A 3,121-nucleotide genomic window follows, 5' to 3' on the forward strand; every position below is an offset into this window, starting at 1 on the left:
GCGGCTGAGCACGGGGGGTCTGACACACCCGTCTTTGACAAAATCGTCCGCATGACCGTGGCTCTCCTCGGCGCGAGCTTAACCGCTCGTCCAGTCGGGCACAAGGGCCAAGTGGGGTGAGACTCACTCTTAGCGAGGCTGGCGGCGCAGCACCGCGATCTTGTCCCGAATCTCGGCCGCGTCGTCGGCTCCGGGCACCAGGACCAGATACCGGTCATAGGCCTGGGCGGCTGCCTGAGGGTTGCCGGTCTCCTCAAACGCCTGCCCCAGGTTGCGGTGGACCGCGCCAAAGTTGGGGTCCAGGCGCAGGGCCATCATATACCCGCCCATGGCTTCGCTGAGCTTACCCTGCAGGCGGAAGGCCTGGCCGAGCATGTTGCAGGCCTCGACATAATTCGGCTTGAGGCGCATGGCCGTCAGAAAGGCCGAGCCCGCAGCTGGGGCGTCGTTCTGAGCCAGCAGGTCGACGCCGCGCTGAAAATGATCCTGAGCCGAGCCTGCGGCCGGTGTCGGACTGGTACCGGATTCGAGAGCCTGGCGCAGGGCGGCGGCTTCGGCGCCGGACGGGCGTGTTTCCAGATAGTGGCGGTAGGCGTCCCGCGCGCGCTCGATGTCGCCGCGTTGTTCCAGGGCGTTGCCGAGGTTGTAATACGCCTGGGCGTTCAGCCGGGTGGCCTTGCGAAAGGCTTCAATCGCGCCGTCAAGATCCCCCCCGTCATACAGGGCCAGACCCAGCCCGTGGGCGGCATCAATCCGGTCCGGCTGCATGTCCAGGGCCTGCTCAAGAGCGCTCACGGCCGCAGGGATGTTGCGGTGGAAATAGTACGCCATACCCATGTTGGTCTGCGCTTCGACCAGCTCGGGGTCGATTCGCAGGGCCTTGGTATAGGCATCGACAGCGGCCTCCCAGTGGCCCCGGCTCATGGCGTCGTTGCCGCGCCGCATGTGCTCCTGGACGGCGGCATTCGGGTGAGACGACAGACCGGGCGGAGGAAAAGGCTGGGCCGCGACCGGTAGACTGCCCAGGGTGAGAGCGGCGAGCAGCAGGTTTGCGCCTATCAGCCGTGTTGTGGTGCGTGGCATAAGCGCCCATCATAATACAACAGGCGCGAGAGTCCAAAGCGGGGGCTTGTTCGGCTTGGCCAGCTGTGATTGTGTTCGAGGCGAGGCTCATGTCTATGCCGCCCCCTGCTGCTCAGCCTTGGCATGCTCGTGCTTGGCCTTGGCCTGCTCGTGCCGCTCGTGCTGGTACTGCTGGCCGCCTTCCGGGCCGTGTTTGGAGGAGTTCTTGAGCGGGCCGCCTTTCGGCGCTCGGGGCTGCGCTGCGGCCAGGGCGACGCCTTGATTGAGCAGGGCGACTTTGCCGGAGCCGTCCGGCTGTTTGGCGAGGCGTTTTTTCTCCGTCCGGTCCGCCGCGATGCCGAGCTGTTGTCCGATATTGCCAATTACCACAGCGGTCTGCTGAGCCGTCTGCTGACCATTGCCGACGAGATGGGCAAAAGCGTCACCCATCTGCCGTCCCTGGCGGTGGTAGACCGTCTGCTGGCCGAGCGCCTCGAGATTCAGCTCGACTACTTTCGGGCGCGCAAACGCAGAGACACCGAGCAGCTCCGGGACAGCCAGGAGCGTCTCAAAAAAAATCAACAGCTGACCCGTGTCGCTATCGACCGCTTGCTGAACGAAATTCGGTCTTCTTCGGAAGAAGGCGTGTTGTACCACTAGGCCGGCGGAGGCGGCTCGGCCGTCGTCCGTCCACAGGAGCGCCATGCTTGACGTCACGGCCATTAAGGCGGATTTTCCGGGCACCTCGCAGCAAGTCTACCTGAATACCGCAGGCGTCGGCCTGCCGCCCCGCTCGGCCCTCGACGCCGTCCAAGGGGTGTGCGGGCTGCTGGGCCAGGGCCCGGCTCAGCTGGGCTATGGCGCCTACTACCAGGCTCTGGGCGAGGCGGCCGCCAGCGCGAAAAACGAGGCCGCCCAACTGCTCGGCGTCAGCCCCCCGGAAATCGCGTTTATCGACGATACGACCATGGGACTGAATATCGCCCTGGCCGCCCTGCCCTTTCAGCCGGGCGATAACATCGTGCTGTGTGACCTGGAGTATCCGCAGGTCGCGATCAGCGCCGCCCACCCCCAGCAGCGCAGCCAGGTCGAGGTCCGCGTCGCCCGCCACACCGGGGGCGTCGTCAGCGTCGATGACTACGCCGCCCTGGTCGATCACCGCACCCGGCTCATGCTGGTCAGCTCGGTCCAGTGGATCAACGGCCTGCGAACGGATCTGGCCGCCTTTTCTCAGCTGGCCGAAGAGCGGGGCTGCTTCCTGGTCGTTGATGCCATCCAGCAGCTCGGGGCGGTTCCGCTCGACCTGTCCGGGCTGCGGGTCGATTTTTTGGCGGCCGGCGGCCAGAAGTGGCTGAACGCCCCCTTTGGCACCGGCCTGCTGTACATCTCCCAGCGGGTCCACGACACATTGCAGCCCGGCCTGGCGCACGGCCTGTTTGCCTATGACGAGCCGCCCGGCGGCTGGGTCAAGTACCTGGGCGACCCGGGCCTGACCCCGTTTGTGTCCCTGCCCCTGGCGCCGGACGCCCGCCGGTTTGAAATCCACGGCATGCCCAAGATGCTGGGCACGGCCGGCCTGGCCGCCTCCCTGGCGTATGTGAATCGACTCGACCGGGACGCGCTGCTCGACCATATCCTCGGCCTGGGCGACTTTCTGATCGAGGAGTTGAGCCGACGCGGCATTCGGGTCTGGACGCCACGTGAGGCGCACCTGCGGTCCGGCATTGTCACCTGCGAACCCTTTGCCGAGGCCGAACGCGTCCATCAGCTCGACCAGGCCCTCCAGGCCCAGCGGATCTATCCGACCGTCCGCTACTGCTCGGGGATTGGCGGCCTGCGTATCTCGATCCACTACTACACCGAGCGGGCCGATCTTGAGGCCCTGCTGGCAGCCTTGGATGAGCAGCTGAAGCGGCTGTGAGAATACGGCTCTGGCCATGACCCGAATCGAAGCGGTCTTCTTTGACGCGGCCGGTACGCTGATCGCCGTCAACGGCTCTGTCGGCGGCATCTACGCCCGCCTGGCCCAAGCGCACGGCAAAACAGTCGCCGTAGCCGA

3 protein-coding genes are annotated in these 3,121 nt (G+C 65.9%); 2 read left to right on the forward strand and 1 reads right to left on the reverse strand.

Annotated features, from left to right (window positions below; genetic code table 11):
• Positions 1–129: 129 nt before the first annotated feature.
• Positions 130–1,083, reverse strand: coding sequence for a tetratricopeptide repeat protein (locus J4F42_22130; protein MCE2488222.1), 954 nt, complete (start codon positions 1,081–1,083; stop codon positions 130–132).
• A 123-nt stretch (positions 1,084–1,206) separates the two neighbouring features.
• Between J4F42_22130 and J4F42_22135 the strand changes: the two genes are divergently transcribed.
• A complete protein-coding gene (locus tag J4F42_22135; GenBank protein ID MCE2488223.1) occupies positions 1,207–1,722 on the forward strand; it encodes a hypothetical protein in 516 nt (171 codons plus the stop codon).
• Between the two features lie 43 nt (positions 1,723–1,765).
• A complete protein-coding gene (locus tag J4F42_22140; protein MCE2488224.1) occupies positions 1,766–2,983 on the forward strand; it encodes an aminotransferase class V-fold PLP-dependent enzyme in 1,218 nt (405 codons plus the stop codon).
• Positions 2,984–3,121: the final 138 nt, after the last annotated feature.

The organism is Desulfurellaceae bacterium (assembly GCA_021296095.1).
Taxonomy (GTDB): domain Bacteria; phylum Desulfobacterota; class Binatia; order Bin18; family Bin18; genus JAAXHF01.

What these genes read in the sequence shown, in the direction of transcription:
- J4F42_22135 (MCE2488223.1), top strand. Translation starts at nt 1,207, where the DNA reads ATGCTCGTGCTTGGCCTTGGCCTGCTCGTGCCGCTCGTGCTGGTACTG.
- J4F42_22140 (MCE2488224.1), top strand. Translation starts at nt 1,766, where the DNA reads ATGCTTGACGTCACGGCCATTAAGGCGGATTTTCCGGGCACCTCGCAG.
- J4F42_22130 (MCE2488222.1), bottom strand. Translation starts at nt 1,083, where the DNA reads ATGCCACGCACCACAACACGGCTGATAGGCGCAAACCTGCTGCTCGCC.